This window comes from Streptomyces sp. NBC_00620 (genome assembly GCF_026341825.1).
Taxonomy (GTDB): domain Bacteria; phylum Actinomycetota; class Actinomycetes; order Streptomycetales; family Streptomycetaceae; genus Streptomyces.
Genome location: NZ_JAPENY010000003.1, coordinates 915,715 through 941,104 on the forward strand (window position 1 = coordinate 915,715; position 25,390 = coordinate 941,104).

Sequence of the window (25,390 nt, forward strand, 5' to 3'; positions counted from 1 at the left end):
CCTGGACACCGCCCAGTTCGCGCTGAACGCTGGGTGACCACCGGCATCCCTCCGGCCAGGGCGCCCCCGCCTCCAGGTGGACATCTCCGGGTCCGCACAGAGCGTCGCCGCGGGATTCCTCCGCCCGGCCGACGCGCCTGAATTGGTCAGAGCCACCGCCCAATCAGGCATCGGCGGCTGCCCTCGTACATTCCGTGCGGTTGTTCGACAGTGGTCGACTTCGGCACGGCATGACGTCCTTCCAGAGCAGGGCAAAACGGCATACGGGTTGAAGGAGTGTGGAATAGCCGATCATCCTTGGCGCCATGAGTCTCGCCTCCGCCTCCTTCGACGTGCCCACCACGGGCGACTACGCCTACGACTGGGCCTTGGTCGACGTGGAGACCTCCGGACTCATGGCCAGGCGGGACCGGGTGCTGTCCGTCGCGGTGGTGACGATCGGTCCGGACGGCGAGCAGACCGGAGAGTTCTCCACGCTGCTCAACCCCGGCTGCGACCCGGGACCGGTGCACGTGCACGGGCTGACCGTCGAGCGGCTGCGGGGCGCGCCGACCTTCGACCAGGTCGCGGGGCGCATCGGCGCGATGCTCCAGGACCGGATCCTGGTCGCCCACAACGCCCAGTTCGACTACGACTTCCTGGCTCACGAGTTCTCCCGTGCGCGGATGTGGCTGCCGGTGTCGCAGCGGCTGTGCACGCTGGCCCTCAACCGCCAGGTGGATCCGCCGACGGACGACATGAAGCTGGGCACCCTCGCCGCTCATTACGGCGTACCGCAGGTGCGGGCGCATGACGCACTGGACGACACCCGGGTGCTGGCGGGCATCCTGCGGGCATCTCTACGCGAGGCGGCACGGCTCGATCTGCCGTTGCCGCTGGTGACCTGCCCGCCTCGGGCGGAATCCCAGTTCACGCCGCAGCCACCCAAGACGCCCTGCGCGTATCGGAACCCGGGACGGCTGATGCCCGGCGGGCCGCTCCAGCAGGGGATGAAGATCGCGACAACCGGTGAGACCGCCCACGCCCGGGCGGAGTTGGTCGGACGAGCGGTTGCCGCCGGGCTGAACATGATGACGACCGTCAGCCGGCACACCAGCGCTCTGGTCACCAACGAGCCGACGTCCGATTCGGCGAAGGCCCGACGCGCGATCGCCGAAGGCGTACCGGTCATCGATGAGCACACCTTCCTGCAGTTGCTGACCGACGTACGGACCGGGACAGCTCATGAGGCGACGACTACCACTGCCGCCCTGATCGCACCCGTGGCGGAGCCGGCAACCGCACAAGTCCCGGCCGAGGAACCCGTATCCACCACAGGCTCTGCCACACCCGTCCCTGCGGTGCCTGTCCTCCCGGCGCTCCCCCTCGGCGTATCCGTTCCCGCTCCGCGCCTACCTGAGAACTCGGCCGGCACCTCGGATGGACCACTGACGGGCAGTCGGGTACTGGTGCTCGGCGGCGCCCATGCCGATGCCTCCGCAGCCCGTACCCGAGTCGTCGAGTTGGGCGGGTCCGCAGCGGTCAACCTGTCGGCCAGCGTCACCGACGTCGTCCTTCTTGCCGACGGCGCGAAGGACCGTCGGATGCTGCGCATCACCGCTCTTGAACTCCCCGTGCATGACGAAGATTGGCTCACCGCACCGGCAGTAGCCGACCAAGACACCGCGGCTGCCCGCCCGCAGGATCCACAGGTAATGCCCAGGGGCGACGTCATCGACCTGCCCGTCCCGAACGGCACACCCGCGCTCAAGTGGTACGTCACCGCCGGCTGGGCTCCACAGGCCGACTGCGAGATCGACGTCGTCGCCTTCATCCTCGACGAGGACGAACAGGTCACCTTCGACGAGGACTTCATCTTCTACGGCGCCCCGGAAAGCCCCGCCGGCACCGTGCGGCTCCTCACCGGCGGTCCCGCCGAACAGACCATCGCCCTCGACCTGGCGTCCCTTCCGCCCGCAACCCGAAAGATTGTCATCGCCGCGGCCATCGACGGCGCCACCACCTTCGGGACCGTCGGCGCGATCCAGATCGGTGCGGCGCCCGGCAGCAGCGGGGCACCACTCGCCCGGGCCACCCTGGACGCCGCAACGACCGAACGCACCATGCTGCTTGCGGAGATCTACCGCAGGGGTCCGGTCTGGCGCCTGCGCGCTGTCGGCCAGGGCTATGACCATGGGCTCGATGTCCTGGCGCGCGGATACGGGGTCGACATCGCTGACTGAACGCACTCCACGCCGGGCATGGGCGGGTGCTGTGCTCAGTGCCTTCCCGCGCGGTTCAGGGCGTCCTCCGCCTGTGTGGCCAGGGTGCCGACGAGGTCGGCTGCGGGTGGCTGGTCGGTGATGAGGTCGACCGCCTCACCCGCCCAGACCGGTAGCGGCGGCAAGTCGCCCCGGGCGACGCCGTCCTGATACTCCGTCTGGGCCCGGGCGTCCGCGGCGAGTTCGGCCTCCCGGCCGCGCCATTGGTCGAGGTAGCGATGGCCCAGCGTGCGGGCGGTGTACCGGGCGGGCCACCGGGAGCCACGGGCGATGTCGAGCACGCGGTTGCGCTCGGTGTCCTGCCCGTGCCCCTCGACGATTGCGGTGACTGTCGAGGGGTGAACCAGGGCTTCGGCGGTGGCCTGGAAGCGGGTGCCGATGAGCGCCCCCGCGGCCCCGAGGGCCAGGACGGCCGCCAGGCCGCGGCCGTCGGCGATCCCGCCGGCCGCCAGCACCGGCACCGGTGCCGCCAGATCCACCACCACCGGCACGAACGGCAAGGTGGACCGCCCGTGCCGGGCCCCGTGCCCACCGCTCTCGGTGCCCTGCGCCACGATGACGTCAGCGCCCAGGTCCACGGCCTGTCTTGCCTCTTCCAGGTCGGTGACCTGAATGATGAGTGCCGCGCCAGTCCGGCGGACGCGTTCGGTGTACGCGCTGGGGTCGCCGAAGGAGAACATCACCGCCCTGGGCCGGTGTTCGAGTGCCCGCTCCACCGCGGGGGTGTCGATCTGCCAGGTCAGAAAGCCGATGCCCCATGGCTTGTCGGTGCCCTGCTCGACGAGCGGCACTTCGCGGGCCAGCCAGTCCGGATCCCCGTTCCCGGAGCCCAGCAACCCGAGCCCGCCGCCCCGCGAGACGGCTGCCGTCAGCGCACCACCGGCAGACCCGCCCATCGGTGCCAGCGCGATCGGATGCCGCACCCCGAACAGTTCCGTGAACGCCGTCGACAACGCCATGCCCACATCATCGCGCATCGCACTCGTCGGCACCCAAGGCTGAGAGAAATACATCCTAGGCGTTTTCTCACACTCGGAGACACTCGGATTCATTCGGAGACATTCCGATCGCACCAAATGGAGAGTCGTGTATCCGGCTGCGCGCCGAAACTTTATGAATACATCTCACATTCACCTGAGGAACCCTCACGGATGAGGCAGGGAAAGCGCCTTCGGAATTTATCCGTCTGGACCTTCACCAAGGTCCGGTCCGGTGAGCTCAAGCTTTCGGCGCCGGCCGCCAAGGGCGAAGTCACGGCCCGGGTTACTGGCCAACCCTTCCGTCGATGCACTCGCGCAACAGGTCGGCGTGCCCGCAGTGCCGGGCGTACTCCTCGACCCTGTGCACCATCAGCCCCCGAACCGTGATCCCGCCCTCCCCCAGACGCTCGCTCAGATCCGGGTGCTCGGCCAGCGCGGCGTCGGTCGCGGCCTGCTCGCGCGCGAGGTCGGAGTACGCGGCATCGACCTGGGCCTGATCGGCGACGGCTCCGTCGAAGTCCGCGTCGCGCTCGCCGTACAGCTTCGGCAGCGGATCGCCGTCGCCGATCCAGTTGTGCCAGTCCCGTTCCACCTCGACAAGGTGGCGAAGCAGGCCGAGCAGCGACATCGTCGACGGCGGAACCGAACGGCGGGCCAGTTGCTCCGCGTCCAGGCCCTCGCACTTCATCCGCAGGGTCAGGCGGTAGTTCGCCAGGAAGTCCAGCAGCGTCGCAAGCTCCCCGTCCGGATTGACGTCTTCAGTGCGGGGATCGTCGTCCGGGTCGGCCCACATGTCTGGGTAGACGGTCGCCTGGCTCCATCGCGCGGGTTGGTCACTCATGCGTGCCATGTTCGTCCGTGAGGGCCCGAGTTCGCCAATGAGTTTCGGTCCGGAAGAGCGGGCGGCCCTTCTTAAAGTGGTCACAAAAAACTCCATCATCCTGATTCGCGCAGCGCCATCCAAGCAGCGGGACTGGGCTACACGCCTCGGGTGTGATGAGAGGGTGTCCATGGGAACGATTCATCAGGTATCTCCGGACCGATCGCCCCAGCCTCCGGACGGAACGTCACCACGTCCAAAGCGTTACCGGCCCGGGTGGGGAGACCTGCTCGGCACCCTCGCGGTCTTTTCGACCGTCGCCCCTGTCGGTCTGTGGCTGCTCAACCACGGGCTGCCCCTGCCGTTGGGCATGAAGTCCACGGTCGGCATGCTGGGGCTGCTGTCCTCACTCATCGCGACCCAGCTCATGCTCCTGCTGGTCGTCCTGCTGGCGCGGATCCCATGGGTGGAACGAGCCTGGGGGCACGACCGCCTGGCTCGACAGCATCGCTGGATCGGGTTCGCGTCCTTCTGGTTCATGATGGCGCACCTCGTGGCCCAGACCCTGGAGCGGGTCTCCCGCGACTGGTCGGCCGCCTGGCAACGGACCTACGAACTCTACGTAGTTGAACCATGGATGCTCGCGGCCACCGTCGGCACCATCCTCATCATCGGCGTCATGGTCACGTCGATGCGCTGGGCCCGTCGGCGACTGCGCTTCGAGGGCTGGCACCTGCTGCACCTCTACACCTACCTCGGCCTGATCCTCATCCTGCCGCACATGCTCGTGACCGGCCCGGAGTTCCACGCGCAGTGGGCACGGGCGTACTTGTGGACCGAATACGTCCTCGCCGCCGCCTGCATCCTTGTCTTCCGCCTCGGTCTGCCGCTGTACCGGACTCTGTACCACCGGCTCCGGGTCGAGGAAGTGAGCACCGAAGCGCCCGGCGTGGTGTCGATTACGCTGACGGGCCGTCGGCTGGACCGACTGCACGCCAGGTCGGGGCAGTTCTTCATCTGGCGTTTCATGGACGGACCCGGTTGGACCCGCGGCCACCCCTACGCCCTGTCCGCGGCACCTCAGCACGACCGGCTCCGTATCTCGGTCCGCGAGTCCGGCGACGGCAGCGCCCGCGCCGCCACGCTGCGGCCCGGTACCCGTGCGCTGATCGAAGGGCCCTACGGCACCATGACCGCGAGTCGGCGCCGCTGGCCGAAGATGCTGCTCCTCGCGGCAGGAATCGGCATCACGCCGTTGCGGGCACTGCTGGAGGACACGCGATACGGCCCCGGCGAGGCGACGTTGATCTACCGCTTCAGCAGCGAGGACGACCGGCTCTTCACAACGGAGCTGCAGGAGCTCGTCAGACGCCGCGGCGTCGACCTGGCCCTGCTGCCGGGAGGACGCGGTTCCGACGGCTCATGGCTGCCGGCCGACTTCGGCGCCCAACCCGACGAGATCCCCGTACTGCGTCACGCCGTTTCCGACTTGACCTGCCGCGACGTCTACGTGTGCGGCCCTCCCCCGTGGGCCTCCGCGGTCCACGCGACACTGCGCCGCGCGGGCGTCCGCGAGGAAGACATACACACCGAGGTCTTCGCCTGGTAGCCGTAACCGTCCCTGTCCCAAGGAGCGAAGCCGTCATGCATCGCATCACCCTGTGGAGTGCTCTGGTCATCTCCGCCATCGGCCTGGTCGTCTGCTACATGGTCAATGCCGGCGGTCTGACCTACAACCCCGCGGTACCGACCGACAACGACAAGGAGCAGGGCACCCACATGCCGGCTCCAGGTACGGAAAGGAAGTAACCGCCCGCCTCAAGTTTGCGGCGCAAGTACATGACGTACACGTCGACGGTGTTGGAGGTGGGTCCCCCCCCCTGTTCGCCCCAGAGGGACTTGAGCAGCCACTCACGTGTCAGGACTCGCCCCGGACGCGCCGGCCACCAGGTCTGAGCGACGCCAGGAGTTGGCGGACGACGGCTTCGATCTGCGAGGGCGGGAAGTTCGCGAAGGGCAGTCCGCACACGATGTGGTCGTAGTGCCCGAGTTGCCGGTCCTGGATGAGGCCGTGGTGCAGACGGGTACGCGGGGCGATGGCTGCCAGCCGTGTGTCGTGCCGCAGAGCCGCCGCCAGGTGGTCGACGAACGGGCGGTTGGCCTCGACGAGTTCGAGTGTGTCGTTGGGGCCGAGGCGTTGCGCGAGGTGGCGGGTGACAGCTCCGGTGCCCGGTCCGACTTCCAGCACAGCACGCGGCTGGTGCGGGCTGCCCGGTTGGACGTGGCGGGTGAGAGCACGGGACAGGGCGGCTCCGCTGGGCGCGATGGATCCCGTCATTTTCGCGGTTCGGGTGAACTGCCGGAGAAATGCCAGAGCTTCTGCCACAGCAGCTGATGCGGTCGAGGTCGTCACGTGGGCACCTTCGCCTTGCTGATGAATCCGAGTGTGTCGGTGGAGCGGGTGGATGTTCGGGGGCAGCGCACCGTGGACGTAGGTGCGGTGATCCCGGTCCAAGGTGCGGCTCGGGATGGCGAGTTGCTGGGACCGTCGGTCCCGTCAAGGGCGGTCCCAGCAGCTCAGGATGTTGCGGGCAGGGCGCAAGGCGGTGAGCTACTTGTTCTCGCCCGGCTTGCCGGCGTGCTCGCCGTCGCCCGGTGTGTCGTCACCGGGCTTCGCCTGATCGACGGGGCTCGCGGACGCGTCGGTGCCAGGGCTGGCAGGGGCCGTTGCGACGGGTTCCTCGTCCTTGGTCTCGCCTCCCTTCGCACCGCTCCCGGAAAGGTTGAGTTGGTAGGCGAAGAGAAGGGCGGTCACGGCGAGGGTGGCCGTGAGCCAAAGGGTGATGCGGCGCATGGTTACTCCTTCAGGTATTGCGAATTACGGTCGGCGGATTCCACCGGATTACGGGTTATCGATTTCTGGTTATGGACTACGAGTTACGGTTCACGGTTTACGGTTACGGGTTACCAGGCGAATTCCTCGGTGTGCAGACTGTCTCGATGCACGCCGGCGGACCTGGTTGCCTTGCGGACCGCGGAAAGCCAGGCAGGCGGACCGCAGACGTACACATCTCGGTTGGCGACGTCCGGGACGAGTTCCTTGAGCACTTGGGCGTCATCGGCATGGGTGCCGACGCCTGCCGGCAGCCACGAGTCGTCGGCGCGGCGGGGGCCGGGCATGAAGTGCAGTTCGACACCGCGCCGGCCGGCGATCTGCCTCAACTCGTCGGCGAACACGGCGTGTTCCGCCTCGGTGTAGCGGTAGAGGAGAACTACTTCCCCGGGGGCGTAGGCGGTGTCCTCGAGCAGGGCTCGCATGGGAGTGACACCGATGCCGGCGGCGATCAGGAGCATGCGGGGGTGACGCCGCTGCCGTGCCGTGAGCGTGCCGTACGGGCCCTCGATCAGCGCGCGGGTGCCGGGCTTGAGCCGGGCTTGGCGCTCGCTTCCGTCTCCGGCGATCTTCACCGTGATCCTCAGGCGGTCGGCTGTGGGCGCCGCGGAGAGGGTGTACGGATTGCCGCGGGACCAGCCGGGGCCGTCGAGGAAGCGCCAGATGAAGAACTGTCCGGACTCGGTGCGCAGTCTGTCCAGCCGGTGTCCGCGCATGGTGACGGAGAAGATCCCGGGCCCTTCGGGGCGTACCTCTGCCACGCGCAGGCGGTGGTAGAGGGAGCGCCAGGCGGGCCAGCCGAGCCGATAGAGGACGGTGACGCCCGCCGCGAACAGATACAGGGTCCACCAGTAGGTGCGGGCCCAGGCCTCGTGGAAGTCGGCGCCGTCCTCCAGCATGTGCGGGAAGGTGAAGGCGACGCCGAGGTAGGCGTACAGGTGGAGCAGGTGCCAGGACTCGTAGCGCAGCCTGCGACGGGCCGCCCGGACGGACGTGACGACCACCATGATCACCGCGATGGTGCCGATCGTGGCGAACAGCATCCACGGGTCGGTGATGAACAGCTTCCACAGCTCGTCCAGAGCACTGGCCGGGTCCCGGGAAATGCGCTGCACTGCGAAGAGGACGACGTGCGCCATCATCAGCCAGAACGAGGCGAACCCGATCCAGCGATGCCGCCTGGTGAGCAGGTCGTGGCCCCAGGACCGTTCGACCCAGGGGATCCGGGCCAGGAGCACGACCTGCAGCAGCATCAGATCGGCGGAGACCAGCCCGGTGAGCAGGCCGAGCGATCCGACGGCGGTGTCCACGGTGGCCAGGCTCAGCAGGCCCTGATTGCGGATCCAGAGGAATACGACGGCGACCACTGAGGCGATGGCGGCCGGCCCCAACAGGTCGGCGAGGCTCAACCTGAGGGCGCCGTGCTGCGGCGCGGGCGGCCTTCGGTGGCCGGTGGCCGCCGCATTGGATGTGGTCATCACTACCTTCCCTCGGACATGTGACGGGGGTGACAGGCACCCTGGTGGGCGCTTCGACGACCAGCGTGGAGGGCGTTTTTGTGGCGCCTTTAAGAAGGCGTGGCGCCTTAAGGAGGCGCGGCTCCTTCGAGAAGGCGCGGCTCTTTCGAGAAGGCATGACGCCTTTGAGAAGGCGCGGGCAGCGGCGTGGCCACGCCGTTCTTAATCTGTTTTGTGAAAGATCAGCCATCCTGGTCGTGGACGGCCGGACGGGCCCGTCCGTCTCGTCCGGACCCGGTCATCCGCAATCGCGATACGGCTTGGGTGTCTCGCCCGGCACGGAAAGTGAGGGGCGATGTCGGCTTCCCGGCGAAAGCCGCTGGTGCTCGTGGTGGACGACGACCAAGGCGTCCGCCAGGCCCTGCGGCTGGGACTGTCCGTCGAGGGCTTCGACGTCCACGAGGCCCCCGACGGGGAGGCCGGTCTGGACGCGATCGCCGCGCAGCTGCCCTCGGTCGTCCTGCTCGACGTCGTCATGCCCGGCATCAGCGGGGTGGAGGCGGTACGGCGTATGCGACTGCAGGGGCGCACCATTCCCGTCTGCATGCTCTCCGCACGCGACGAGGTCGACGACCGGGTGGCGGGTCTTGCGGCCGGCGCCGACGACTACGTGGTCAAGCCGTTCTCGGTCGCCGAGCTCGCCGCCCGGCTGCACGCGCTGGTCCGCCTCCACGAAGGCAGTCGGCAGCGCCCTCTCCTGCTGGGCGACCTCACCATCGAACCCGCCCGCCGGGAGGCCACACGCGCGGGCCGTGAGCTGGGGCTCACCACACGCGAATTCGATCTCCTGGTGGCGCTCGCCCAGCGCCCGGGCCAGGTCCTCAGCCGCGCCCAGCTGCTTGAACAGGTGTGGGGTTACACCTGGGACGTGGACACCAACGTGGTCGACGTCTTCATCGGCTACCTCCGCAAGAAGCTCGAGGCCGACGGCGAGAAGCGGATCCTGCAGACGGTGCGCGGCGTCGGATTCGCGCTGCGGACATGAGGCTCCCCCTGCCGCGCAGCCTGCGCTCACAGATCACCGCGAGTGTCGCCCTCCTGGTGGTCCTCGTGGTCGGCGTCGCCGGCCTCGTCATCGTGGACCGCATCGACCACCGTGACCGCACCGACGTCGACCGGCAGCTCACCGCCCGCGCCACCAAGGTGCAGGAGGACGCCGACAAACTCCTCTCCACGGGAGACGGCGCCGACCGGGTCGGGAGCGACGACTACGGCGGCCTCCTCGCCGGCAGCCAGTCCCTGGTCCGGCTCATCTCCGGCAACGAGATCGTCGCCCAGCGCGGTGACCAGCTCACGGTCGACATTCCCGTCCCCACCTCGGACGGCTTGAGCACCATCCGAGCCGGTGGCCAGACCTGGCGTTCCCTGGTGCAGCCCGTGGAAGACACCGGCAGCGAACGCCTTCAGGTGCTTCAAGACCTCGGCCCCATCGAACAGCGGCTGGCCGACAACACCCGCATCGTGGCCGGCGTCGCCGTGCTGTCCATGCTGTTCACGGCAGGCGGCGTGTGGCTGATCACCAGAGTGGTCCTGCAGCCTCTGCAGCGGCTCCGCACCGGCGCACAACGCATCCGCCCCGCCGACACCCACCAGGAGCTGCCCACAGTCACCCGGCCGCAGGAGGTGGCGGACCTGTCCGCCTCCCTCAACCGCATGCTGGGCCAGCTCCAGACCAGCATGCACGCCACCCGCCGTTTCACCGCCGACGCCGGGCACGAACTGCGTACCCCCCTCACCACCATCGGCATGAACCTGGAAACCCTGCAGCGCAACCCGCACCTCCCCGCCGCCCAGCGACAGGAAGCCCTCGACGCGATGGTCGTCGAGCATCACCGCATCACGACACTGCTGGAGGGCCTGCAGATCCTCGCCCGTGGAGATGCCGGTGCGCTCCCGCCCCGTGCCACGGTGGATCTGCCCGCGCTGCTGGATGAAGCCGTACGACATGCGCAGCACCGGCATCCCACGACCACCTACTCCCTGTCCCTCGCTGCCGGCAGCGCTCCCCGCGTCCAGGGCTGGCCCGCCGGGTTGCGGCTGGCCGTGGACAACCTGCTCAACAACGCGGCCCTCCACGGGCGGCAACCCCACGGGCAGGTCCACGCATCACTCGTATGGGACTCGTCGCTGGTCTACCTCTCCGTCACCGACGACGGGCCCGGCATCCCCGCCGATGAACGGGAAGCCGTCAAGGAACGCTTCGCACGGGGCCGTCGGCCCCGCAGTCACGGCTCCGGTCTCGGACTCGCCCTGGTACAGCAGCAGGCAGAACTCCACGGCGGCACGCTCACCCTGGGAGACGCCGTCGGCGGCGGCCTCCAAGCGACGCTGGCCATCCCACTGCGACAGGCCGCTCCTGCCTCCGCCCGCGTCACTCCCCCCGCACACTCCCGACGTGGATAGAACCATGGAGGCGCGGAACGGCTGTTGCTCGGTGGCCTCGGCACAAGCGGTTCGATAGAGGCCCTCGATCGAGCGATAACGAGGCGGGCTTGGACAGGCGTTGGCCTGCGGCGTCAGGATTCAGGGCGTGATCCCCGTCTTCACGGACGACGAGCCGCCGTGGGCCGGAAGCGGGGACGGTTCCGAGGAGTTCCCTTGCTGCTTCCGTGCGCCCCGAAGGTGTGCGCCCCACCCGGCAGGACCGAGATCGCTCCTTCTCCCCACGTGCCGCGGAGGCATGCCGCGTGTCGTCGGCTGGGCAGATCGACGGCTGTCGGCCCTTCTGTAGCTGTCGGCCTTCCATCGGGACAGGTATGTCGTATTCATGGCGTGTGACGCGCCCGGGATACGGGAAGCCGTGAACGCCCCGACCCGCCTGGCGAAGCGGCCTCCCGTTCGCCGTCGGGAAAACAGCGAACCACGGCCGCCACGGCGCACGGTCGCATCGGCGGCCGTGACCACGTCCGTCGGGCTGGCCGTGTTGGTGGCCTTGGGGACGCTCACTCACCAGACGGTGCTTGTGCCACCGCTCGCCGCCACGATGGCGATCGTCACCGCGACTCCCGAGTCTCCTCTCGCCCAGCCCCGCCATGTCATCGGCGGCCACATGCTGTCCTGCCTCGTCTGCTTCGCGGTGCTCGCCCTCGGCTGGCACGGCCCGTGGGCCGCGGCCGTGGCCTGCGGCATCTCCTGCGGACTCGTGCTCGTGCTCAAGGCGGCCCATCCGCCCGCCATGGCGACCGCAGTCATGATCATGGTCACCCACCCGTCCGCCAACCGCTTCGTACCCCTGCTGGCCGCCGGTGCGGCGCTGCTCGTCGCGGTGCAGATGGTCTCCGCCCGTCTGCAGCGAGAGGTCTATCCCACCTCTTGGTGGTGATACCTGGTGGTGATACCTGGTGGTGATACCTGGTGGTGAGCCGACACCGTCGTACGGCTTCGCCTGGCGGGGGCGGTCGTACGGCATTCACCAACTGGTTTCGTCGAAGCGGGCGTCGGTGGGTCCGGCCTTCTTGAGCCGGACGCCGTGAGGTGCTCCTTGCAGTTCCGCGTAGACCCCGCGGCGGGCGAGGAGTTCGTGATGTGTCCCGCCTTCCACCAGCCGCCCGTGGTCGAGTACGACGATACGGTCGGCCTGCGGAGCCAGCTGCAGGTCATGAGTGATCATGAGGGTCGTATGGCCGGACATCAGCTCGCGGAGCGGGCCGATCACACGACGGGCGGCGAGGGCGTCCAGTCCGGTCGTGGGCTCGTCCAGGATCAGTACGGGCGCGTCGCGAAGCATCGCGCGGGCAATCGCGATGCGCTGCAGTTGCCCGCCGGAGAGCCGGGCGGTGTGGGGGTCGATGGGGGTGTCGTAGCCCTGCGGGAGTGCGGCGATGAAGCCGTGGGCGGCCGCGGAGCGGGCCGACTGATCGATCTCCCGATCGGTGGCACCGGGGCGGCCGCAGGCGATGTTCTCGCGGATGGTGTCGTGCAGGATCAAGGTCTGCTGGGGCAGCAGGGTGACGTGTTCGCGCAGGTAGGACACCGGAATGGTGTCGAGGGCAACACCGTCGAGCCGGACACTTCCTTCGGTGGGGTCGTAGAAGCGCAGGAGCAGCTTGGCGATGGTGGACTTGCCGGCGCCGCTCGGTCCGGTGACCACGACGAATTCACCGGGCCGTGCGGTGAGGGATACGTTGTGGAGGGTGGGCGCGTCCTGTCCCGGATAGCGGAAGCCGACCCGGTCGAGTTGCACGGTCCCGCGCACGCGCCAGGGGATGACGGCCCGATGCGCGGGCGGGTCGGTGACGGCCGACTGTGTGTCGAGGATTTCCAGCAGCCGTTCGGCGCCCGCGGTGGCCGCGGTGATGGTCAGGCCGAGTTGGCCGAGGCTGCGCAGCGGCGGGTACAGATAGCCCAGGAAGGCGGCGAAGGACAGGAGTTGACCGATGGTCATGCGGTCCTGGGAGATTTCCCAGGCGCCCAGTCCGATCACTCCGAGGACGCACACCGTCTCGATGACTTCCACGGCCTGTTCGTAGAGTTCACTCATGCGTGCCCCGGTCACTGAAGCCCGCATCCATGCGCGGGCTTCGCGCCGCAGCCGCTTCTCCTCGGCGTTCTTGCGGTTGTAGGCCTGGGTGAGCACGACGTTGCCGAGTGCTTCCTCGACGACCGAGGTGATGGCTCCGTCGGCAACGCGCTCCTCGCGTGCGACCGACTTGATCGGCGCGGAGAACTTCCTGGCCGTGAACCACAGGACAGGGGCCAGGGTGAAGGTGGCGAGGGCCAGGTCCCAGCGCAGCCACAGGGCCGCGGCCGAGAACAGTACGACGTTGAAGATCGCGGAAACGATGCCGACGACGCCGGAGACGACCATCTCCTCGATGGACTCGACGTCTCCCGTCAACCGCTCCACCAGGTCGCCTTGGCGGTGTCGCTGGAAGAAGTCCGGCGGCAGGTCCTGGACGTGCCCGAAGACGCGAGCGCGCAGCCGCATGACGAAGCGCTCCGCGGTCCACACGGCAGCCGAGTTGCCGGCGTATCCGACAGCGGCGCCGAGGAGCGCGACGGCGAGCCACTGGCCCGCCGGTACCCAGAAGGCGCTGAGTGAGCCCTTCTGGAGCGCGTGGTCGGTCAGTTCACCGAACAGCAGGATCGCCGCCGTCTCGCACAGCGCGGCCACGACGACACAGCTGCAGATCAGCACCAGCCAGCGCCGGTCGTCCTTCGTCAGTGGCCAGAAGCGGGAGAACGCCTGCCGCATGGTGAGCTGTGGCGCCGCGGCCGTGTCGCCGCCCTCCGTCTCGGCGGGGTCGGCGGCGACGCGCTCCGGTTGAAGTCCTACGAGCGTCTGGGTGCCGTGCGGGCGCAGGAGACCGGCTCGGCGGTGACGGCCTCTTACGGGTGGCACCTGCGCCAGGCGCAGTTGCATCGTCTGCTGATCGTCGTATGAGGTCACTGCCACTCCTGAATCGGGCTCCGACATGCCAGAAGCGGGCCCGCGACTTGCTGCCGCGGACCCGCCTTTCACCCCGGAACCGTTCAGTGCTTGATCGGGCGCTTGCGGGGCTTCGGCTTCGCCGTCTTGGTCTTGGCGGGCTTCGCCGGCTTGGCGTCCTTGACGTGCTTGATGGCGGCAACCTTCTTGAAGCTCATATTTCCTCCATAAGCGCAGCTCAACTGCCGCGTGGTTCCTTTCGCCGGAGCCGTCCGGCTTCGACACGGAAGACATTAGGAGGCTTTCTTGAGGCGAGTTTAAGAAGCCGGCGGCGAGGCAGTTGTCCACCGCATCTGAAATTCGCGGTCACATCGAACCAGTGGTGGGACCGGCCGTGCGACGGAGCATGGTCACGGCCTACACGGACCCCAGCTGGTCGCCGCTGTTCGTCGGAATCGCGGGCCTGGTGACGGAGGTCGGCGGCCTGATGGACGGACGGGTACGTCGAGATCCTGTCGCGCTGAGGCGTTCGAAAAACCAGTGGAACGGCGCCGCTGTGCGCCATTACCGTGCTGCCGAGCCAAGTCGTCTGGGTAAGGACGTGCCGTTGTACACCCTGTGAGACCTCCCGAGAGCTGATCTGTCGCGCGTCGCGCATGTGCGCCGCGCTCCTTTTTGCTGCGGACTTCTCACTGAAACCGGTGTACTTCTGTGCTCAATATCTGGGTGGTCATGCCCACCTGCCTGCCAACCGTTCTCCGCCGTTGCCACGCGTGCGCGTCCGAACGCTTCCGGACCAGCGGAAAATTTCGCGTCAACGCAAACCACAAGCTCCTCGACGCATGGCTCCTCGTGCTCTGTACGGCATGCGGGGACACGGCCAAGCTCACGATCCTGGAGCGGATGAATGTGCGCTCCGTACGACCTGAGCTGCTGGACCGGATGCACGACAACGACCCTGGTCTGACGGCTGAGTTGCTCCAGGATCCGGTCGTGCGGCGCCGTAATCGCATCGCCCTCGACTGGGACGACGCCTGGCGCCTCGACACCGGCGGATCGGATCACCTGGACCGCGAGGTGATCGACGTATCGGTCCGCTTCGCGGCGCGGATCCCGGTCCGGCCGGTGCGACTGATCGCTGAAGGTTGCGGTCTTTCGCGGGCCGAGGTCGAGCGCCTGATCACGGAGGGGAAGCTCGTTTCGGCCGTCCGGCTGAGCGGCAAGCTCTCCGGCGACTTCACCTTCACGCTCAAGCACTGAGCCCTCCTCGGGACCAGGGCCTGTCCGGCAAGACGCGCCGGACAGGCCCTGGTCCACCGAACGCGGCACTCGGTATGTGGTCGTACGCGGAAAACACCGGATTCCGGTGGCGACCGTTCACCTGCAATGGGCTGATCATGGAACCCTCAAGTACGAAACCTGGAACGGAGTCGACGTGAAGGTAGTTCTCTTCGGTGCATCGGGCATGGTCGGGCAAGGCGTCCTGCGCGCATGCCTGGAAGACCCCGAGGTCGCCGAGGTCATCGCCGTCGTACGGCGACCGCTCGGCAAGAACGCACCGAAGCTTCGCGAAGTGCGGCACGCCGACCTCTCCGATCTCACCCCGATCGCGGCGCAGTTGTCAGGGGCGGACGCGTGTTTCTACTGCCTCGGAGTGTCGTCGGTGGGGCGCAATCGCGAGGAGTACGAGAGGATCACGTACGGCTACGCGATGGAGGCGGCGCGAGTCGTGGCGGCCGGGAATCCGCACCTGACATTCGTGTACGTGTCGGGGGAAGGCACCGACAGCACGGAACGGGGGCGAGCCTTCTGGGCCCGGGTGAAGGGCCGGACGGAGAACGCGCTGATGGCCATGGACATGCGCGCGTACGCCTTCCGTCCCGGATGGATCCAGCCCGTCCACGGGGAGACCTCCCGAACACGGTGGTACCGAGTGGCCTACCGGATCACGTCCTGGCTCTATCCACTCCTGCGCCGCGTGACACCCCGCTACGTGACCAGCACCGAGCACCTCGGGCGGGCGATGATCGCCGTCGCCCGGCTCGACGGTTCCGGACCCCGCATTCTGCGGACGGACGAGATCACCCGGCTCGGCGCGTAGAGACGTACGGACGGCAGGCCGCCGGAAATCACCGGAATCCAGCGATGGCACTTCACCAGCGCGGCCGGGACCTTGACGGCTCGACGACAGAGGGAAGCGGCTCGATGCCGATCCGCATCCGGCCCAACGCCTCGACAGCGGCACCGCGTACTCCTGCGACAGCCCGAGGAGCGTGTGCGTCACAGACTCCGGCTGGGCCTGCCGTTTCTGTTCTTCTGGGCCGAGGTGGCGATCAACTGGTCGATCAGGGCGATCAGTACGTCCCGGCACGACTCGCGGTCCCGGGCGTCACAGAGGAGTACGGGAGTTCCCTCCGGCAGCGCCAGTGAGTCACGGATCTGCTCGGGGTCGTACGGATGCTTTCCGTGGAAGCCGTTGACGCCGACGACGAACGGGATGTCCCGCCGCTCGAAGAAGTCGATCGCGGCGAAGCTGGACTCCGGCCTGCGTACGTCGATGAGGACCACCGCACCCAGAGCGCCGATGGCGAGGTCGTTCCACATGAACCAGAACCGCTGCTGCCCAGGCGTGCCGAAGAGGTAGAGGATCAGTTCCTGGCTGAGCGTGATCCGGCCGAAGTCCAGGGCCACGGTGGTGGCGTGCTTCTCCGGGATGCCGTTGAGGTCGTCGACGTCCAGGCCGGCCGAGGTCAGCGGTTCCTCGGTGCGCAGCGGGACGATCTCGCTGACCGACCCGACCATGGTCGTCTTGCCGACACCGAATCCTCCGGCGATCAGGATCTTGACCGTGTCCGGTGCATCGGGTGCCGAGGTCCCCTGGGTGACGGGGTCAGAGCCGGCCAAGGCCGTCCCTCACTTTCTGCAGCAGGTCCATGTCCGAGGTTCGGGAGATCTGGCGCGGCGCATGGGCGGTGATCCGGCCCTCTTCCAGCAGATCGCACAGCATGATGCAGACGACGCTCACCGACAGGTCGAGCTTGGCGGCGAGCTCCGCCACGACGACCGGCTGCGCGCACAGCCGCAGAATCCGCGTGTGCTCGGGCTGCGGCCGGGCGGCCCGGTCGGGCGGCGGGTCCACCGCGGTGACCATCGTGATGAGGGTGAAGTCGGCGCGGCTGGGCCGGGTCCGACCGCCGGTCAGCGTGAACGGCCGTACCAGACGGCCCGCCGCGTCGCCTCCGTTCACCTCACTCGCCGTTGTCGGTGATGGCGATGCCGGCGCGGGGTGCCGCACTGAGGTGCTCGCCGATCTTCTTCACCAGCATGTTCATCTGGTACGCGACCACGCCGACGTCCGCGCCCTGGCTGGTGAGCACCGCGAGGTGGGCGCCGGGTCCTGCCGTGCTGAGTATCAGATAGCAGTTGGCCATCTCGATGAGTGCCTGGCGCACGGGGCCGCCTCGGAAGTCCATGCTGACGCCCTTACTGAGGCTCATCAGGCCGGACGCGGTCGCCGCCAGCCGCTCGGCGTCGTCCCGCAGGAAGCCCGTGGACCTGCTGACGACCAGTCCGTCCTCGGAGAGCACGACGGCGTGGTTCACCTCGGCGACCCGTTCCACCAGTCCGGTGAGCAGCTGGTCGAGCTGGCTGTGCGTAGCGGGGACGGGACGTGTCATTTCTCTGTCCTTCATGAGCGGTCTGCGGGCGGAGTCGAGGTGACGGATGCGCCTTCCGGTGCGGCTTCTTCCCCTTGGTCGCCCGTCGTATCCGTGGCGTCGTCACGCGCCTGGAGCGTTCCGCGCTGGAAGCCGGCGAGGGAGGAGGCCGCGCGCTCGGCGCTGAAGTCCTCGAAGGAGTCGTCAGCGGCCACGGTGGGCCCGGAGTCCTCCCGCAGCTCGGCGGCCAGGCTGGTCTGCGGTACCCGGCGCGGCAGCGGGGAGAGTTCTCCCCCGCTCTCGCCTTCGCTCGCGTCCGGGTGGGGCATGCCGGAGGCGGACCGGGACGCGTCGGCGGTCGGAGAGGCCGCGGCCGTCCGAACCCGGGCGACGGGCTGGGTCTCCCGCGAGCGCTCGTGGGTCTGCCGCTCCGGGCCGGGAGTGTTCGCAGTGGAGCCCTTCGCGGCTGCGGCCGACTCCTGGGCCGGGGAGTCCGCCGAACCCGCCGACTCCTTGTCCGTGGAAGGGGATTCGCCGGGCTCCCGCACCACGATGTCGTGCGGGATGAGCACGATCGCGGTGGTTCCTCCGTACGGCGAGGAGCGCAGCGTGACGGCGATGCCGTGCCGGGTGGCCAGCCGGGCGATCACGAACATGCCGAGCCGCAGGTCGTCGGCCAGCGCCACCACGTCGAACTGCGGGGGGACCGCCAACTGGGCGTTGAACGCCGCGTAGTCCTCCTCGGACATACCCAGGCCGCGGTCCTCGATCTCGACGGCGAGTCCCTTGGCCACCATCCCGGCCCGCATCCCGACCGGGCTGGGCGCGGGTGAGTACGCGGTCGCGTTGTCGATGAGTTCGGCCAGCAGGTGGATGACGTCCGCCACCGCGGGCGGGGTGAGGAACACCTCCTCATCGGTGTGCACCTCCACCCGCTGGTACTCGGCGATCTCACCGATGGCGCTGCGCAGGATGTCGATCAGCGCGACCGGTTCGGTCCAGCTGCGCCGGGGCTGCCCGCCGCTGATGATGACGAGGTTCTCCTCGTACCGGCGCAACTGGCTTGCGTTGGAATCGAGTTCGTACAGGCCCTTGAGGATCTGCGGGTCCTGGTGCTCGCGTTCCAGGGTGTCGAGCTTGCTGAGCTGCAGGTTGACCAGGTTCTGGCTCTGCCGGGCGATGCCCAGGATCACCTTCTGGAAGCCGCGTCTGGTGTCGGCGAGTTCCACCGCGGTGTGCACGGCCGTGCGCTGCGCGGTGTTGAACGCCTGTGCCACCTGGCCGAGTTCGTCCCTGCCGTAGTCCAGTGGGGGCGCGGCGGACGCCATGTCGATCTTCTCGCCGCGGTCGAGGCGGGCGACCACGTCGGGCAGCCGTTCCTCCGCCAGGCTGAGGGTGGCGATCCGCAGTCCGCGCAGCCGACGGGAGAGGGACCGGGTGATGCGCCACGACATCACGACGCACACCAGCAGGGCGACGAGTCCGCCGGCGCTCAGCGAGGCCGCTTTGATCAGCAGTCCCTGCGCCTTGTCGTCGCTGCGTTCCAGCAGCGCGGCCGTCTCTTGGCGAATCAGGATCGTGTACTCGTCCGAGAGCTTGGCCAGTGCGGCGCTCCACCGCTTCTGCGCGTCCGGCAGAGCGATCTCGCGGTCATCGGTGAGGCCCTTGGCCCGGGCCGCGAGCACCTGGTCCTCGACGGCCTCCAGGGTCTTCCACTCCGGGCTCTGGAGGACCCGCTCGGTCTGTGTCTTCAACGTGCCGCGCACCGAGGGCTGGAGCTGGTCCTCGACGAGCCAGCGCCGTACGTTGACCAGCTGCGTGAATTGGTCCCACGACTTCTCGTCGAGCCGCCCCGACGGCCAGGCCAGGTGCAGTTGGGCGTCCTCCTGGGAGACCAGTTCCGCCGAGTGCTCAAGGGCGACGAGCGGCCCGGCTTGCGAGGTGAGGTCACCGTCGTCGACCTGGGAGAGTTCCTGGAAGGCGTGGATCTGGTCGTCGATGATCGAGGTGTACTGGGCCAGTGCCTGGTCGCCGGTCATGTTGGTGGGGTTGTCCACCTGGCCCCGGTAGTACTCCAGGCTCCCCATCGAGGCGATGACCGAGTACATCCGGTCGGCGATCCGCTCGGGGGCCTGCTGGATCGCATCGGACTGGCCGACCAGTTTGGCGACCTCTTCGTCGGTACGTTTCCGCTGCTCGTCCAGGGCGGTCCGGGAGCTGTCGGGCGAGGCCAACAGCACGGCCGACAGGCTGCGTTCCTGCTGCAGCGCGAGCGTCGCCTCGGTGCCCATGGCTCCGGTCGACTTGCTCAGTCCGGTCTGGTCCAGCAGCCGCAGACCCTCGGAGAACATCTGGATCGTCGTCACACCCCAGATGGCGGCGAGGGTGACGCTGGGGACCAGAGCCAGAAGGATCAGCGAGAGTCGTATGGACCCGAGACGGCGCCGGGCACCTGTCCGTGGAGACATGGTCGTCCTAGGGCGATCAACAAGCGGATGTGGGCTGCGGGGGGTGAGGGAGCGGGCATGGTGAGCGGGGGCGGGGTTTCGGACGAGCGCGGCGGGGGTGACCGTATGTCCGTACAACCCCAAGGGGTGTGCAGGATGCTATCCGTACAAGTGACCGTACACACGGTGAGTACCCGAAACCTTGGTCACGCCGTTATATGACGGCGGCGGATCAGCGGGTCCCCTTGGCCGCGAACTCCGCGACCGCGGCGACGTTCTCCTTGGTGACGAACGCCGGACCGGTGAGCACCGGAGCCACTCCGCCGCCGCTGAGATTGCCGTTGGTCTTGTAGAGCCAGAGCGAGTCCACGGCGAGATAGCCCTGCAGATAGGGCTGTTGGTCCACCGCGAACTGCACATCCCCCGACTGCACGGCCTTGACCAGGTCCGTGTTGAGGTCGAAGGTGGCGACCTTGGCCTTGCTGCCCGCCTCCTTCACGGACTTCACCGCAGCGAGTGCGAAGCCCGCCCCGTTCGTGACGACTTCGTCGATGGTCGGGTCCTGCCGCACCTTGGCCGTGATGGCCTCGGTCGCCGTGTCGATGTCGGCGCCGTTCACGTAGAGATTCTCGGTGTCGCCGCCGAACGTCTTCTTCACACCGGCGCAGCGCGCCTCCAGTCCGACGTTGCCCTGCTCGTGGATGACGCACAGGGCGTGCTTGGCGTTGTAGCCGTCCAGTCTGTCGCCGACGGCCTGGCCCGCGACACTGTCGTCCTGGCCGAAGTACTCAAGGAGGCCCTCCGACTGCCAGGCGTCGATACCGGAGTTGAGGCCGACAACGGGGATGCCGGCCGCCTCGGCCTGGCCGACCGCGCTCTTCATCGCTTCCGGCTTGGCCAGGGTCACCGCGATGCCGTCGACCCGGTCGGCGACCGCGTCCCGCACCAGGTCCGCCTGACCCGTGGCGACGGGGTCGTTCGTGTACGTCAGGTCGATGTTGTCCTTGGCGGCCGCCGCCTGCGCGCCCTTCTGCACCAGCTCCCAGAACACGTCCCCCGGGGCGCTGTGGGTGATCAGGGCGATCTTGAGCCGGGGAGTTCCCGCCTGGCCGGCCGGGGCGGCGTCGCTGCCGGATTCCGACCCGCCGGAGGAGGAGCAGCCTGCGGCGAGCAGGCAGACGGCGGCGAAGGCGGAGGCCAGGGCCGTGCCGCGCACGCAACTGCCGGACAGGTGACGTGAGGGAGTCATGTTCATGGTGGTGCAGCACCTCGCTGTGCGGCCGGGCAAGCGGATGGGGGGCGTCAAGTCGGTACGACCGTCGGCGAGATGTGGACCGACTGTCTGACTATCGCTTGCCGGAGCAAAGCGCGTGTGACGCCTGGTAGTCAAGTGAGCACCTGCTCAGGGTGTCCGGCGGACATGCCCGAGACGCGGAGTCCGGCACGCCCAACCGGCCTGCAGGGGGCTTCCCTCCGGCCCGATCCGCCGCACCCGCCACGAACTCGCCGACGAGCGTCGGCCACGCCCTCGACGACCTGCGAGGCTCCCGCAGCCCGACCAGCCGCAGTCACAACTGAGCCGTATCCCCCTTCCAGGCTTGTAAGCGGTCCGTCGGCAAGAAAAGATTCGTCAGCGACTGTTATTGCGAGTGACCGAGTGTCGACGGAGGGGCATCATGGTGAAACAGGAAAGGGCTTCGAGGACTCACGAGCGGTTCTTGGACGCGTCGGCCCACGAGTTCTCGCGCCATGGCTACGCGGGCGCCAATCTCCAGCGCATCGCAGCCCATGTCGGCATGACCAAGGGGGCGCTGTACGCCCACTTCCCGTCCAAGGACGCTCTCGCCGCCGTGTTCACCGCCGCGTTCGACCGGGTGGGACACGAGCTGCTGCAGGAGATCGGTGAGGGCGACCCGCCGCTGACGAGCCTGCGCCACGTCACGATCGGCTTCGTCCGCCGTATGCAGTCGGACCTGCGCTTCCGCGCCGGTCTCCGACTCGCGTCCGAGGAGGCCTGCACCCAGGGACGGGTACCGGCCCTCATCGTCGACATTTCGGCCGCGCTCACCCGGCTCGTCGGCGACGCCCAGGAGAAGGAGCAGTTGACCAACCGGCAGCATCCGGAACTGATCAGCTCGCTCGTGGTGGCCCTGATGTTCGGGATGTACTACACCGCACCGGCGACCGGAATCGGCGACAACGCCGAACAGGTGCGCCAGGTCTGGCAATTGCTCTCCGTCAATGACACGGAGTGACGGCAGACCGGGGCGGAACAACGGCAGACACTCCCCGGCGGCTCCAGTCCCCCGGAGTCTCAGACCACCGCACCCACCGGCAGAACCCGGGCCCCGGGTATCGCCGCCAGCAACTCCGCGCTGCCGCCCACCACAACAGGGTGTCCGACCTCCGTGAGCATCGGCAGGTCGGACGGATGGTCTCCGTACGCGTAGCAGTCGGCCAAGTCGGTGTCCGGGTAACCCTCGGCCAGGTCCCGTACCACTCTCCGCTTGCCCTCCCCGATGCACGGCTCTCCGGTCACCGCTCCGGTGAGGATCCCGTCCCTCGCCTCGGGGCGGGTGCAGAGCACATGGCAGGCGCCGATGTCGGCCGCGACGGGGTCCACCACCGCGGGGAAGGAACCCGAGACCAGAACGAGCCGGTCCCCGGCCTCCCGGTGCTCGCGCAGTGCCGTGCGCGTGGCCGGCACATAGAAGCCCGGCACGGCGCTGCGCTGCGCGAACCATTCGGTTCCCCAGGCCGTCACGACGTCGAGACGTTCGCCCCTCCAAGCCTCGTAGTACGCGCGGTTTCCCACCTCACGCGGGGCGCCTCCGGCCACCAGGGCGGCGATACGACGCCGTGTTCCGGCCGCGTGCAGGGCTCCGTCGGTGCCGTGCCGGGCGGCGAAGTAGAAGTCCAGGAAGTCGAACAGACTCTTGCCGCTGATCAGCGTCTCGTCGACGTCGCTGAACACCAGCCGGCGGGGCGTGTCAGGCATCGTCGGACCCGCCGACGGTGTCGAGGGAACGCGCGAAGGCCTCCGCGGCGGGTTCCAGGCGCAGTGCGCCGTGGGAGGCGACGGTCAGGACGTCCGTCCAGTGCCGGTGCAACTCACCGTCCACGTCGCGAAGATGGGCGCCGCCGGTGCGAAACAGCCGGTCGACCGCGGTGGCCAGCCACTCCACGGCCACGGCGGCGTCCCGGCGGTTGACGGCGACCGCCCCCGGAGTGATCGGTTCGGTGTCCGCCCTTTGCGCCGCGGTACGCAGCATCAGCTCGGCCGCGTCGATCTCGGCGGCCGAGCGGGCCAGACGCTCCTGCACGGAGGGGCGGTCCAGGGGCCGTACGTCACCGGGGGTGTCCGCCTTGGCCCACCGGGTCCAGACGGCCAGGGCGCGGCGGGCGGCGCCGACCGCGGGCGCGCAGAACATGAGGCCGCCCGCGAGGTGGGCGGGCGCCGCGTGGCACCGGGGCACGCCCGTGTCGTCGCCGGCCAACAACTTGGCGAGGCGGATGCTGCGGGTTTCGGGCACCACGGTCGCGTCGAGAACGACCGTGTTGCTGCCGGTGGCGCGCAGCCCCGTGGCGTTCCAGGTGTCGTGGACGGTCACGAGGCTTCTGGGGACAGCGAAGAGGCGTGCCGGACGATCCGGCTCCGTGACCTCCGGCGCGACCAGCAGGATCCAGTGGGCGCCGTCGACGCCGCTGGCCAGGTCCCACTCGCCGTGGAGCAGCCATCCTCCGGGAGCCCTGGACGCGCTGCCCGACCGGGGCATGAGGGCGGCGGCGATCCGGACGTCGGGCCCCTCGCCCCAGATCTCCTTCTGCCCCTCCTCGGGCAGCAGCGATGCGAACCGTCCGTGTGCCGCCCACAGGACCGCGCACCATGCGGCCGAGGCGCATCCCTCTCCCACCGTGACGGCCGCGCGGAACACCTCGCCGAATGTCCCTTCCTCGCCGCCCCAGCGCCGGGGGACGAAGTGGCGTGCGAAGCCCGCGGCTTCCAGGGCGGCGACCGTCCCCGGTGTCAACCGCCGCTCGCGCTGGGCCTCACGGGAGTCCCGACGGGCTGTGTCGGCCGCCCGCCGAACGGCCTCCGGGCTCAGCGCGCCGCCTTGACCGAGCGGTGTGGCGCGAACTCGTCGTATTTCGGCGTCAGTCATGACGTCCTTCTGTCAATCGGCAATCAGACGTGGGCTGTTGAGGCATGCCGCCAGGCATGGAAAGCGCGTACAGGGAAGCCTTCGATTTTTGGCCACCCTTCAGTACAATTCCTTCCCGACGGTATGTGGCGGCTCGCCGACCATGCCGCAGACAACAAGTGGAGGCGGGGCATGGGGAGTTGGTGCGTGCCCGTGCGGGACGGTGACGTCCGCGCTCAGACCTCAGGCACAGGGCACGGGCAGACCGACCGGCAGTTCCCCTGCCGTCGCCGGTCGCATCGGAGCCCACACCGAAGCGCAGCTCGCGATCGGCGTGTCGCCCTGGAGCGCGTCGAGGCGCAGTCGGCGTTCGGCCCATGGGTCCACGGCCGTCACGTCCTCGTGCACGACGAGGCGGGTGGGTACGCCGACTTCACCGAAGGCCAGACAGTCGACGGCCGCCGACACCAGGGTGAGTGCGGGACCGCCGGGGTGCGGCGTCGCAGGATGGGTCATCAGGTGGCCGAGTTGGCGGAAACCCTCCAGCAGGACCATCAGCGGCAGGTGGTCGGTGGGGTGGTCGAAGAGAACGGCGTGATCGAGGTCCGGTCTCAGCAGCCATTCGGCGGCCGACGAACCGGGGGCCAGCACACTGTCCTTGTTCCGCAGCCGGCCGACCAGGCCCGGCGCCAGCCGAAGGCTCGGCTCCTCGGGCGGGACGGCGGCGGACTCGGCTCCGCCGATGCGCCCGCGGATGATCCGATAGCTGCGCTCGTCGAGCGCGACGACCCGCAGACTGCCGCGGCCGCAGCTCCGGCCGCCGACGGAGAGTGTCACCTCGAGGCGGGCGCCGTAGCGGCGGGGCGGCCGGCGGTCGGTCCACTGCCAGCGCGCGTCCAGTTCCACCGGCAAGGGCTTGCCGCCCACACACATGGCGCCCGGGTCGGTGATCTCGAAGTCCATGTCGTACCCCACGAAGCGGTGGCTGAGCGGGACTCCGTAGTGCCAGTGGGCGAGGTAGACGAGCGCCTGTCTGATCGTCTCGGCGAACAGCAGGGGGTCGCTTCTCCGGTGGACGTCCGGATGGTAGAGCGTGTGGTCGCGCGGCCACTGGCTGCCGATCAGGAAGTGGTCCTCGCCGAGCACCACCGCATCCGTGACGAAGACCTCCGCCACGGCGGCCCGGTGCACAAGACGTCGGGCCACCGTCCGCTGGAATTCGAGCTCCGGATCCGCAAGGACCGGTTCACCTGGAGTTTCTCGCCGTAGCCGACCCTGATACATCCTCGTCTCCCCCTAAAAATCG

The 25,390-nt window shown here is 68.7% G+C and carries 24 protein-coding genes and 1 pseudogene; 10 read left to right on the forward strand and 15 right to left on the reverse strand.

Annotated features, from left to right (window positions below):
* Positions 1–305 precede the first annotated feature (305 nt).
* Positions 306–2,222 (forward strand): TerD family protein, encoded by a 1,917-nt coding sequence (locus tag OG246_RS35375; RefSeq protein WP_266472788.1) that lies wholly within the window; start codon positions 306–308, stop codon positions 2,220–2,222.
* A gap of 35 nt (positions 2,223–2,257) precedes the next feature.
* On the opposite strand, the gene OG246_RS35380 is transcribed toward OG246_RS35375, so the two are convergent.
* Positions 2,258–3,220 (reverse strand): nitronate monooxygenase family protein, encoded by a 963-nt coding sequence (locus OG246_RS35380; protein ID WP_266472789.1) that lies wholly within the window; start codon positions 3,218–3,220, stop codon positions 2,258–2,260.
* 304 nt (positions 3,221–3,524) lie between these two features.
* Entirely contained in the window at positions 3,525–4,091 is a 567-nt protein-coding gene (locus OG246_RS35385) for a DinB family protein (RefSeq protein WP_266472790.1), read from the reverse strand.
* Positions 4,092–4,251: 160 nt separating this feature from the next.
* Between OG246_RS35385 and OG246_RS35390 the strand changes: the two genes are divergently transcribed.
* Complete coding sequence (locus OG246_RS35390; RefSeq protein ID WP_266472792.1) at positions 4,252–5,670, forward strand: ferredoxin reductase family protein; 1,419 nt, start codon at positions 4,252–4,254, stop codon at positions 5,668–5,670.
* A gap of 35 nt (positions 5,671–5,705) precedes the next feature.
* Positions 5,706–5,870, forward strand: coding sequence for a hypothetical protein (locus OG246_RS35395; protein WP_266475081.1), 165 nt, complete (start codon positions 5,706–5,708; stop codon positions 5,868–5,870).
* Here OG246_RS35395 and OG246_RS35400 read toward each other — a convergent pair.
* From OG246_RS35400 to OG246_RS35415, 4 genes and pseudogenes are all read right to left on the reverse strand, one after another.
* Positions 5,792–6,007 (reverse strand): annotated as a pseudogene (locus tag OG246_RS35400) (helix-turn-helix domain-containing protein); the annotation flags it as partial. The gene OG246_RS35395 and the pseudogene OG246_RS35400 overlap by 79 nt on opposite strands.
* Complete coding sequence (locus OG246_RS35405) at positions 5,980–6,399, reverse strand: class I SAM-dependent methyltransferase (RefSeq protein WP_266474948.1); 420 nt, start codon at positions 6,397–6,399, stop codon at positions 5,980–5,982. The gene OG246_RS35405 and the pseudogene OG246_RS35400, both read right to left, overlap by 28 nt.
* A gap of 273 nt (positions 6,400–6,672) precedes the next feature.
* Positions 6,673–6,915 carry a hypothetical protein gene (locus OG246_RS35410; RefSeq protein WP_266472794.1) on the reverse strand — a complete coding sequence of 81 codons (243 nt, stop codon included), beginning with the start codon at positions 6,913–6,915 and terminating at the stop codon, positions 6,673–6,675.
* Positions 6,916–7,025: 110 nt separating this feature from the next.
* Complete coding sequence (locus tag OG246_RS35415; RefSeq protein WP_266472795.1) at positions 7,026–8,432, reverse strand: ferredoxin reductase family protein; 1,407 nt, start codon at positions 8,430–8,432, stop codon at positions 7,026–7,028.
* A gap of 334 nt (positions 8,433–8,766) precedes the next feature.
* Between OG246_RS35415 and OG246_RS35420 the strand changes: the two genes are divergently transcribed.
* The 3 genes from OG246_RS35420 (at position 8,767) to OG246_RS35430 (ending at position 11,793) form a co-directional block, all read left to right on the forward strand.
* Positions 8,767–9,456 carry a response regulator transcription factor gene (locus tag OG246_RS35420; RefSeq protein ID WP_266472796.1) on the forward strand — a complete coding sequence of 230 codons (690 nt, stop codon included), beginning with the start codon at positions 8,767–8,769 and terminating at the stop codon, positions 9,454–9,456.
* Positions 9,453–10,874 (forward strand): HAMP domain-containing sensor histidine kinase, encoded by a 1,422-nt coding sequence (locus tag OG246_RS35425; RefSeq protein WP_266472798.1) that lies wholly within the window; start codon positions 9,453–9,455, stop codon positions 10,872–10,874. Before OG246_RS35420 ends, OG246_RS35425 begins: the two co-directional genes overlap by 4 nt.
* Positions 10,875–11,367: 493 nt before the next feature.
* Positions 11,368–11,793: an HPP family protein gene (locus OG246_RS35430; protein ID WP_266472799.1), complete on the forward strand. Its 426-nt coding sequence runs from the start codon at positions 11,368–11,370 to the stop codon at positions 11,791–11,793.
* Between the two features lie 87 nt (positions 11,794–11,880).
* Here OG246_RS35430 and OG246_RS35435 read toward each other — a convergent pair whose 3' ends face one another.
* Positions 11,881–13,665 (reverse strand): ABC transporter ATP-binding protein, encoded by a 1,785-nt coding sequence (locus tag OG246_RS35435; protein ID WP_266474949.1) that lies wholly within the window; start codon positions 13,663–13,665, stop codon positions 11,881–11,883.
* A gap of 580 nt (positions 13,666–14,245) precedes the next feature.
* Here OG246_RS35435 and OG246_RS35440 point away from each other — a divergent pair.
* From OG246_RS35440 to OG246_RS35450, 3 genes are all read left to right on the forward strand, one after another.
* Positions 14,246–14,461 (forward strand): hypothetical protein, encoded by a 216-nt coding sequence (locus OG246_RS35440; protein ID WP_266472800.1) that lies wholly within the window; start codon positions 14,246–14,248, stop codon positions 14,459–14,461.
* Between the two features lie 89 nt (positions 14,462–14,550).
* Positions 14,551–15,099 (forward strand): DUF1062 domain-containing protein, encoded by a 549-nt coding sequence (locus OG246_RS35445; protein ID WP_266472801.1) that lies wholly within the window; start codon positions 14,551–14,553, stop codon positions 15,097–15,099.
* Between the two features lie 175 nt (positions 15,100–15,274).
* Positions 15,275–15,940 carry an NAD(P)H-binding protein gene (locus OG246_RS35450; RefSeq protein ID WP_266472802.1) on the forward strand — a complete coding sequence of 222 codons (666 nt, stop codon included), beginning with the start codon at positions 15,275–15,277 and terminating at the stop codon, positions 15,938–15,940.
* 179 nt (positions 15,941–16,119) lie between these two features.
* Here the strand turns inward: OG246_RS35450 and OG246_RS35455 are convergent, their stop codons facing one another.
* From OG246_RS35455 to OG246_RS35475, 5 genes are all read right to left on the reverse strand, one after another.
* Entirely contained in the window at positions 16,120–16,743 is a 624-nt protein-coding gene (locus OG246_RS35455; protein ID WP_266472803.1) for an ATP/GTP-binding protein, read from the reverse strand.
* Positions 16,730–17,086, reverse strand: coding sequence for a DUF742 domain-containing protein (locus OG246_RS35460; protein ID WP_266472804.1), 357 nt, complete (start codon positions 17,084–17,086; stop codon positions 16,730–16,732). Before OG246_RS35460 ends, OG246_RS35455 begins: the two co-directional genes overlap by 14 nt.
* A gap of 1 nt (position 17,087) precedes the next feature.
* Positions 17,088–17,516, reverse strand: coding sequence for a roadblock/LC7 domain-containing protein (locus OG246_RS35465; protein WP_266472805.1), 429 nt, complete (start codon positions 17,514–17,516; stop codon positions 17,088–17,090).
* An 11-nt stretch (positions 17,517–17,527) separates the two neighbouring features.
* The gene (locus OG246_RS35470) at positions 17,528–19,963 is read right to left on the reverse strand and encodes a nitrate- and nitrite sensing domain-containing protein (protein WP_266472807.1); all 2,436 of its coding nucleotides are present in this window, start codon (positions 19,961–19,963) and stop codon (positions 17,528–17,530) included.
* Between the two features lie 211 nt (positions 19,964–20,174).
* Positions 20,175–21,197, reverse strand: coding sequence for a substrate-binding domain-containing protein (locus tag OG246_RS35475; RefSeq protein ID WP_266472809.1), 1,023 nt, complete (start codon positions 21,195–21,197; stop codon positions 20,175–20,177).
* A gap of 421 nt (positions 21,198–21,618) precedes the next feature.
* Here OG246_RS35475 and OG246_RS35480 point away from each other — a divergent pair, with 421 nt between their 5' ends.
* Positions 21,619–22,197, forward strand: a complete 579-nt coding sequence (locus OG246_RS35480; protein ID WP_266472811.1) for a TetR/AcrR family transcriptional regulator — start codon at positions 21,619–21,621, stop codon at positions 22,195–22,197.
* A 59-nt stretch (positions 22,198–22,256) separates the two neighbouring features.
* On the opposite strand, the gene OG246_RS35485 is transcribed toward OG246_RS35480, so the two are convergent.
* From OG246_RS35485 to OG246_RS35495, 3 genes are all read right to left on the reverse strand, one after another.
* Positions 22,257–22,940 (reverse strand): HAD family phosphatase, encoded by a 684-nt coding sequence (locus OG246_RS35485; protein ID WP_266472813.1) that lies wholly within the window; start codon positions 22,938–22,940, stop codon positions 22,257–22,259.
* Positions 22,933–24,105, reverse strand: coding sequence for an acyl-CoA dehydrogenase family protein (locus tag OG246_RS35490; protein ID WP_266472815.1), 1,173 nt, complete (start codon positions 24,103–24,105; stop codon positions 22,933–22,935). Before OG246_RS35490 ends, OG246_RS35485 begins: the two co-directional genes overlap by 8 nt.
* A 222-nt stretch (positions 24,106–24,327) precedes the next feature.
* Positions 24,328–25,290, reverse strand: a complete 963-nt coding sequence (locus OG246_RS35495) for a ScbA/BarX family gamma-butyrolactone biosynthesis protein (RefSeq protein WP_266472818.1) — start codon at positions 25,288–25,290, stop codon at positions 24,328–24,330.
* Positions 25,291–25,390 lie beyond the last annotated feature (100 nt).

Excerpts from the sequence above, each read along its gene's own strand:
- OG246_RS35395 (WP_266475081.1), top strand. The coding sequence starts at position 5,706 with ATGCATCGCATCACCCTGTGGAGTGCTCTGGTCATCTCCGCCATCGGC.
- OG246_RS35380 (WP_266472789.1), bottom strand. The coding sequence starts at position 3,220 with ATGGCGTTGTCGACGGCGTTCACGGAACTGTTCGGGGTGCGGCATCCG.
- OG246_RS35405 (WP_266474948.1), bottom strand. The coding sequence starts at position 6,399 with ATGACGGGATCCATCGCGCCCAGCGGAGCCGCCCTGTCCCGTGCTCTC.
- OG246_RS35485 (WP_266472813.1), bottom strand. The coding sequence starts at position 22,940 with ATGCCTGACACGCCCCGCCGGCTGGTGTTCAGCGACGTCGACGAGACG.
- OG246_RS35435 (WP_266474949.1), bottom strand. The coding sequence starts at position 13,665 with ATGCGGCAGGCGTTCTCCCGCTTCTGGCCACTGACGAAGGACGACCGG.
- OG246_RS35480 (WP_266472811.1), top strand. The coding sequence starts at position 21,619 with ATGGTGAAACAGGAAAGGGCTTCGAGGACTCACGAGCGGTTCTTGGAC.
- OG246_RS35385 (WP_266472790.1), bottom strand. The coding sequence starts at position 4,091 with ATGGCACGCATGAGTGACCAACCCGCGCGATGGAGCCAGGCGACCGTC.
- OG246_RS35415 (WP_266472795.1), bottom strand. The coding sequence starts at position 8,432 with ATGACCACATCCAATGCGGCGGCCACCGGCCACCGAAGGCCGCCCGCG.
- OG246_RS35375 (WP_266472788.1), top strand. The coding sequence starts at position 306 with ATGAGTCTCGCCTCCGCCTCCTTCGACGTGCCCACCACGGGCGACTAC.
- OG246_RS35465 (WP_266472805.1), bottom strand. The coding sequence starts at position 17,516 with ATGACACGTCCCGTCCCCGCTACGCACAGCCAGCTCGACCAGCTGCTC.
- OG246_RS35420 (WP_266472796.1), top strand. The coding sequence starts at position 8,767 with ATGTCGGCTTCCCGGCGAAAGCCGCTGGTGCTCGTGGTGGACGACGAC.
- OG246_RS35425 (WP_266472798.1), top strand. The coding sequence starts at position 9,453 with ATGAGGCTCCCCCTGCCGCGCAGCCTGCGCTCACAGATCACCGCGAGT.
- OG246_RS35490 (WP_266472815.1), bottom strand. The coding sequence starts at position 24,105 with ATGACTGACGCCGAAATACGACGAGTTCGCGCCACACCGCTCGGTCAA.
- OG246_RS35440 (WP_266472800.1), top strand. The coding sequence starts at position 14,246 with ATGGTCACGGCCTACACGGACCCCAGCTGGTCGCCGCTGTTCGTCGGA.
- OG246_RS35390 (WP_266472792.1), top strand. The coding sequence starts at position 4,252 with ATGGGAACGATTCATCAGGTATCTCCGGACCGATCGCCCCAGCCTCCG.
- OG246_RS35470 (WP_266472807.1), bottom strand. The coding sequence starts at position 19,963 with ATGTCTCCACGGACAGGTGCCCGGCGCCGTCTCGGGTCCATACGACTC.
- OG246_RS35475 (WP_266472809.1), bottom strand. The coding sequence starts at position 21,197 with ATGAACATGACTCCCTCACGTCACCTGTCCGGCAGTTGCGTGCGCGGC.
- OG246_RS35410 (WP_266472794.1), bottom strand. The coding sequence starts at position 6,915 with ATGCGCCGCATCACCCTTTGGCTCACGGCCACCCTCGCCGTGACCGCC.